At 65.3% G+C, this 6966-nt stretch carries 6 protein-coding genes; 1 reads left to right on the top strand and 5 read right to left on the bottom strand.

All coding sequences use genetic code 11. From position 1 onward, the window contains the following. Positions 1 to 150: 150 nt before the first annotated feature. Positions 151 to 414, bottom strand: a complete 264-nt coding sequence (locus ACE3UY_RS19235) for a stage V sporulation protein S (protein WP_374689097.1) — start codon at positions 412 to 414, stop codon at positions 151 to 153. Between the two features lie 258 nt (positions 415 to 672). Between ACE3UY_RS19235 and murJ the strand changes: the two genes are divergently transcribed. Beyond that, entirely contained in the window at positions 673 to 2238 is a 1566-nt protein-coding gene (murJ, locus tag ACE3UY_RS19240) for a murein biosynthesis integral membrane protein MurJ (protein WP_374689098.1), read from the top strand. Positions 2239 to 2357: 119 nt separating this feature from the next. Here the strand turns inward: murJ and ACE3UY_RS19245 are convergent, their stop codons facing one another. The 4 genes from ACE3UY_RS19245 to ftsH form a co-directional block, all read right to left on the bottom strand. Next, entirely contained in the window at positions 2358 to 3107 is a 750-nt protein-coding gene (locus ACE3UY_RS19245; RefSeq protein ID WP_374689099.1) for a hypothetical protein, read from the bottom strand. 239 nt (positions 3108 to 3346) lie between these two features. Beyond that, entirely contained in the window at positions 3347 to 4231 is an 885-nt protein-coding gene (locus ACE3UY_RS19250; protein ID WP_374689100.1) for a metallophosphoesterase, read from the bottom strand. 70 nt (positions 4232 to 4301) lie between these two features. Then, on the bottom strand, positions 4302 to 5111 hold the full coding sequence (locus ACE3UY_RS19255; RefSeq protein WP_374689101.1) for an enoyl-CoA hydratase-related protein: 810 nt from the start codon (positions 5109 to 5111) through the stop codon (positions 4302 to 4304). A 106-nt stretch (positions 5112 to 5217) separates the two neighbouring features. After that, positions 5218 to 6966 (bottom strand): ATP-dependent zinc metalloprotease FtsH (ftsH, locus tag ACE3UY_RS19260; protein ID WP_374689102.1); only part of this gene is annotated, 1749 nt, incomplete at its 5' end.

Genomic DNA, 6966 nt, shown 5'->3' on the forward strand with positions numbered 1-6966 from the left:
CCAACTATATGGGCTTGATCGTCATCGGGTCGGGGCTGATTCTGGCCGCCGGTCTGGCGGGCTGGTGGCTGGTCGGACAGCGGCAGGGGCGATGAAAACAAAAAAGGGGCACGCCCTGACGGCCGCGCCCCTCAACCATTTAAAAGCCAATTAGCCGTTGGGTTCAATCACGAAGCGGATGGCGGTGCGCTCCTGATCATCGATGTCAACATCTACGAACGATGGGACACAGGTAATGTGAACGCCTTCTTCAGCCAGGTAGCCCTTGGCGATGACGATGGCCTTCACCGCCTGGTTGACGGCGCCGGCGCCGATAGCTTGCACCTCAGCGTGCTGCGCCTCCCGCATGACGCCGGCGATGGCGCCGGCCACTGCCGCGGTGCGGGAACGGGCCGATACTTTGATGATGTTCATGGTTTTCGGTGAGCCTCCATTGTTAGTGTACGTTGTCTGTTGGCCAAGAATGTTTCCCATCATACTCTCTGTACTCCGTTGTTGGTTGATCTGTGAGCCACGATAGCATACCATTGATCGCGTGTGGCATTTTAAGTATTTTTTCCCGAATCGTTGTGGTGGAATGACGGCTTGTTCTCTGAGAGAGGCAGTCCTAACGCCATGACGGAAACGAGTCAACCCACCCCCCCGCCCCCTGTGTCTGGACGTAGTGTGGTCATGCGCGCCGCCGGGCTCGTAGGCGCGCTGGCGCTGCTCAGCCGCGTGCTGGGGCTGGCGCGCGAGATCGTCGTCCGGCAGTATCTTGGCGTGACGACCATCGAGGCGACCGCCTTCGACATCGCTAGCCGTTTCCCGGAGGCCATCTTTCTCATCGTCGCCGGCGGAGCCATCGGCTCGGCCTTCATCCCCACCTATTCCGCCTACTTGAGCCGTGAGGACGAGGCGGGTGGCTGGCGGCTGTTCTCGGCCGTCATCAACCTGCTCACGCTGGCGACGCTGCTCATCTGCGCCCTGGTCGCGCTGTTTGCCGGGCCGTTCGTAACCTTCTTCTACGCCGAGAACATCGCTCAGCAGCCGGCGCTGCTGCCGCTGACCGTCTATCTGATGCGCATCATGCTGCTGTCGCCCATCATCTTCGGCGTCAGCGGTATCATTATGGCCGCGCTCAACGCCCGGCAGCACTTCCTGCTGCCCGCCCTGGCCCCGTCGGTCTACAACGTGGGCATCATCGTGGGCGGGCTGATCGGGGTCGCCCTGGGCGGCGGCGACCCGCTGGCAACGGCCATCGGCCTGACCTGGGGCACGGTCGGCGGGGCGCTGGGCCACCTGCTGGTGCAACTGCCGGGGCTGCGCGGCCAGCGCGCCCGCTATAGGCCACTCCTGACCGTGCGCGACCCCGGCGTGCGGAAGGTGTTGCGCCTGATGGCTCCGCGCGTGCTCGGCCTGTCCTTCAGCGAGGTCAACAAGTTCATCATCCTGTTCCTGACCGGCGCGATGGCCCTGGGGACGCTCCCGGCGCTGAACGCTGCCTTTCGCATCCTGATCATGCCCCAAGGCATCCTCGGCCAGGCGTTGGGCATTGCCGCCTTCCCCACACTGGCGGCGATGGCGGCGCGCTCGGCCCACCGCGAGATGCGCGGCATCCTGGCCGATTCACTGCGGCTGGTGCTCTTCCTGGGTCTGCCGGCGACGGTGCTGCTCATCCTGCTGGCCGAACCCTACATCACCATCCTCTTCCAGCGCGGCCTGTTCGACGCCGAAGCCACGGCGCTGGTGACGGCGGCGCTGCGCTTCTACGCCATCGGCCTCATCGCCCTGACCGCGCTGGAGGTTGTCGCCCGCGCCTTCTACGCCCTCAGCGACACGCTGACGCCGGTGCTGGCCGGCGGGCTGCAAATCCTGGTGATGTGGGGGTTGAGCCTGTGGTTCCGGGATGCGGTCTTCCCGTCGCTGGGCTGGCTGCCGCTCGGTGGGTTGGCGCTCGGCTTCAGCCTGTCCAACATGTTGGAGGTCGGGCTGCTGCTGTGGCTGCTGCGCGGGCGGTTGAGCGGGCTGGAGGGGCGGGCGCTGCTTTCCGGCGCGACGCGCATGGGCGCGGCGGCGCTGGCGATGGCCGCCGCTGTGGCCGGAGTGCTGCTCTGGCTGCCGGGCGACGCCGTCTGGGGGCGGGCGCTGCTGGGCACAGCCGCCGGCGGTCTGGTCTACTTGCTGGTCAGTTGGCTGCTGCGCGTGGAGGAGTGGCGGCAGTTGACCGGGCGCGTCGTGGCCCGGCTATGGCGCTAGCCGTCGTGCGGCCATTCCCGGCCGCGGCGCGCTCAATCAGGAATGACCGAGCGACAGGCAAAGCAAAAACCCGGCTGACGCCGGGTTCAAAAATCTGTATAATCTGCGGATGCTTCTTCTTAGTTCCCCGCGGAGATGGCCGCGTCGTTCATCGTCGCCGACGCCTGGCCCAACATTTCGCCGTTGACCCACACTTCGACGGAGTACGCGCCTTCCAGGAAGCCTTCTTCCGGACTCAGGAAGATGTAGCCCGGCCCTTCGTCGCCATAGGCCCACAACTCGTTGCCGCCGTCGATCACCTTGCCGTTGTGCCGCCACACCCAGGCCCACTCCATGCCGTCGAGCATGCCTTTGTACTCGAACGTGGCGTAGAGCGTATAGAAGCCCTCGCCGAAGATACTGGTGGGGTTGATGGCCTGGTAGTTCTCGGTGACGTCGCTGGACAGGACGACCGTGCCCAGGCTGGTGTCGGGCTGCAACTCAGCCGTCGGCTCGAAGCGGTCATAGGCGGCGGGCAGTTCAGGGGAGAGAGCGGCCGCCTGGTCGCTGTTCAGAAGCAAATTGGCCACGCCGCCGCTCTGCGCCGAGGCCATTGTCGTTTCGCGCTCGGCCATCTCGGACGCCGTGGGCTGGGACATCAGTTCGCGGATATCTTCTTTGACCGGCTTGGTGTTGGTCAGCAGCGCCATGCGCAGCGTGGTATCGGTTGGCGTACGCCAACCATAGACGCCGATTCCCGCCCCCAGCAGGAGCAGCACAACAGCGACCGACAAGTAAGATTGCATCTTCTTGGCGGCCTGCTGGCGCATAAAGAAATAGGGAGACCGCTTGGTGTCGCGCCAAAACTTCATGGACACCAGCAGGGCCATGAAACCGACCGCAAGCAGTACCCCTAATAGCCAGGGTAGTATGGTACCGGACAGCAATAAATTGAGGCTACTCAAACAAATCCTCTTCCGACTTAGCTGGAATTATAAGTATGGCGTGGCCCTTTGACAAGGATTGGCTCAATTGGAGCCACGCCGATGGGCCAAAACGCCCCTAAAGTGCCTCTATTTTGCCTCTTTCTAAGAAGCAGATAAGCGCCTGATAAGTTATGAAGCGTCCCTTACGAGGCCATCAACAGTTTCTCGCACGCCAGAGAGTAGGGACGGAACTCCGTCTCATCCAAAAAGCGGCGCACGCTCTCGGCCAGGCTCAGTTCGCCACGGACGACGCGGTCGCCATAGACGGCCCGCCAGCGCGTGCGGGCGTCATGCGCGGCGCGGAATTGGACGAGGTCTAGCTCAGCTTCCGGCCCGGCCTCGGTCAGAAAGCCGGAAGTGAAGTAGTCGCGCTCGGCCGCCGCGCGGTCGAAGGGCACGCGGGCAATCTCGATCCGCCAACCACCCCGCCGATCCCACGCCAGGCGGCCGTAGGAGGCGCGCCCATCACCGTCGCCGGGCACGCCGACAGAACCGATGTTGACCACCTCAGTCCCGTCTACGCGCCGCCTATGGGGAACGTGGGTGTGGGCGGTGACAAAGACGGCCGCGCCGCGCACCATCTTGCGCCGCACCTCGTCATCGGTGGTAACGGGGTAGATGCCGGCGCGGCTGCCCAGCAGCGAGGCGTGCATCACCGCCAGCAGCGAGCCGTCGGGCGCGGCCCAGCTCCAGCGGTCGGGCAGCACGGCCAGCGCCGCCACGTCGCCGCCCAGTTGCCGGTACGTCCACTCGCTGAGGCGGACAAGCTCGTAGGCGATCCCCTCGCGCGGCAGGCCGGGCGCGGCCCACTCACTGACGTACTCCTCGTGGTTGCCGCGCAGCACGACCCAGCCCTCGGTCGCGGCCCGTTCCCGCACGTAGCGCCAGCAGGCGACGTTGCTCGGCCCGCTGTTGACCACGTCGCCGTTGACGACGACCCGATCCGGCCGCCAGGCATCGATGTCGGCGGCGACCGCCTCCAGCGCCGGCCAGTTGCCGTGGATGTCGGAGAGGATGGCGAGCTTCATAGAAATTAGGAATTAGGAATTAGGAATTACGAATTGGAAGCGCTCTGAATTCCTAATTCCTAATTCTTAATTACTCCTGCCAGCGGGGCTTCCGCTTCTCCAGGAAGGCGCTCATTCCCTCCCGCCCCTCGTCGCTGGCGCGGCGGCGGGCGATGGTCTCGGCCGTGTACTCGCGCAGGCTCTCCTTAGGGCGGAAGGCGACGGTGTGGATAAGCTCCTTGGCCGCGGCCTGCGCGCCGGGCGCGGCTTGCAGCAGTTGCCCCACCCGCTCGGCCACCACCGCATCCAGTTCCGCCTCAGTCGTGACGTGATGCACCAGGCCGATGGCGTGCGCCCGACGCGCGTCGAAGCGCTCGCCGGTCAGGAACAACTCACGGGCGTGGCTCGGCCCGATGCGCGACAGGACGAAGGGAGAGATGACGGCCGGCACGATGCCCAGCCGCGTCTCGCTGAAGCCGAACGTGGCCCGCTCGACGGCGACGACGATGTCGCAACAACTGACCAGACCCACCCCGCCGCCGATGGCCGGGCCATTGACGCGGCCGACGACAGGGCGCGGGCAGTGGTCAAGGGCCAGCATCAGGTCGAAGATGGCCTGGCCGTCGGCCACGTTCTGATCGTAGGTGTAATCGGCCGCGGCGCGCATGAAGGCCAGATCGGCCCCGGCGCAGAAAGAGCGCCCTGCCCCGGTCAGCACGATGACGCGCACCTCGTCGCGCCGCGCCACCTCGCCGAAGATGCGCGTCAGCTCGGTCATGATGGCCGGGTTCATGGCGTTGTGTTGGTCAGGCCGGTTGAGGGTCACGGTCAGCACGCCGCCGGCCAGGTGTCCGCGTACGGCGTCGGCGGCATCGTCTGTCGCGACGTTGGTTTCATTCATTGGGGTTTCTCCGACATAACAGTAGGGGCAGGTTTGAAACCTGCCCCTACTGGTAAACGTACGGCGGCCTGATAGGGGCAGGTTTGAAACCCGCCCCTACAATCGGCTACATCGCTTCAACGGGCTTGGCGCTGACCAGGGGCGGTTCGGGGGCCAGACCGTTGTCACCCTTCAGCTCGTTCATCAGCTTCTCGAACGCGGCCCGGTCAAGTGTTTCCACGTCCATGAGCGTGGTCGCCAGGTGCACCATGCGGTCGTGGTTCTGGACGATGATATTGCGCGCCCGACTGTAGTTCTCTTCCAGGAAACGCTTCACCTCGGCGTCGATGGCCTGGGCCGCCTCCTCGCTGTAGTCCCGGCCGCTGCCAAACCAGCCCATCTCGCGGCCGACGAAGGGGCTGCCCGCGCCGCCGCCATAGGTCGGCAGACCCAGCCGGTCGGACATGCCGTACTCCATCACCATGGCCCGCGCCAGCCGGGTCGCCTGTTGCAGGTCGGCCGCCGCGCCAGTGGTGACACGCCCGAAGAAGTGTTCCTCGGCCGCCCGGCCGCCCAGGGCCATAGCGATCTGATCCTCAAAGAACTCACGGCTGTGGACGGCGCGATCCTCCGGCAATGACATGACGAAGCCGCCGGCCCGGCCGCGCGGCACGATGGTGATCTTCTGCACTGGATCGGTATTGGTCAGGTAGAAGCTGACGACGGCGTGGCCCGCTTCGTGATAAGCCACGGTCATCTTGTCGTCCTCGCTCATCACACGGCTCTGGCGCTCCGGCCCCATGACGACACGGTCAAAGGCGTCCTGGAACTCCAGCAGGCCGATGGTGCGCTTGCTGCGCCGGGCGGCGAAGATGGCCGCCTCGTTGATCAGGTTCTCCAAGTCCGCGCCGGAGAAGCCAGCCGTCAGGCGCGACATCTCCTTGAGGCTGACATCGCTGGCAATGGGCTTGCCGCGCGCGTGAACCTGGAGGATCTTTTCGCGGCCGGCGACGTCGGGCAAATCGACGAAGACCTTGCGGTCGAAGCGGCCGGGCCGCAAAAGGGCCGGGTCAAGGATGTCGGCCCGGTTGGTGGCGGCGATGACGATGACGTTGGTCTCGTTGTCGAAGCCGTCCATCTCCACGAGAATCTGATTCAGTGTTTGCTCGCGCTCATCGTGGCCGCCGCCCAGTCCCGCGCCGCGCTGCCGGCCGACGGCGTCGATCTCGTCCACAAAGACGATAGACGGTGCGGCCTGCTTGGCCTTCTCGAACAGGTCGCGGACGCGGCTCGCGCCGACGCCGACGAACATCTCCACGAACTCCGAGCCGGAGATGTGGAAGAAGGGCACGCCCGCCTCGCCGGCCACGGCCCGCGCCAGCAGCGTCTTGCCTGTTCCTGGCGGGCCAACCATCAGCACACCCTTGGGGATGCGCGCGCCGACCTGGACGAACTTCTCCGGCTCGCGCAGGAATTGAACGACCTCGGCCAGTTCCAGTTTGGCTTCCTCCACGCCGGCCACGTCATCGAAGGTGACGGTCGGCCGGTTGGCGTCGGTCAGATTGCGCGCCCGGCTGCGGCCAAAGCCGAAAATGTTGTTGCCGCCGCCGCCCTGCATCTGCCGGAAGCCGCGGGTGAAGATCCAGATGAGGAGCAACACCGGGCCAATGGCCAGCCCGATGCTGAGCAGGCTGTTCCAGGTGGACTGGTCGCGCACGACCAGTCGATCGCTGAGGTCTTCGGCCGAAATGCCGTAATATTGGAATGTCTCGATGAGACTGTCGGAGGGGGATTTCACCGCGCCGAAGGTGCGGCCGTCGTCCAGCGTCACCTGGAGGCGGTCGCCGCTGACCATCAGTTGTTCGACCTGGTCTTC

The organism is Promineifilum sp. (SeqCode) (assembly GCF_041918635.1).
Classification (GTDB): Bacteria; Chloroflexota; Anaerolineae; order Promineifilales; family Promineifilaceae; genus Promineifilum.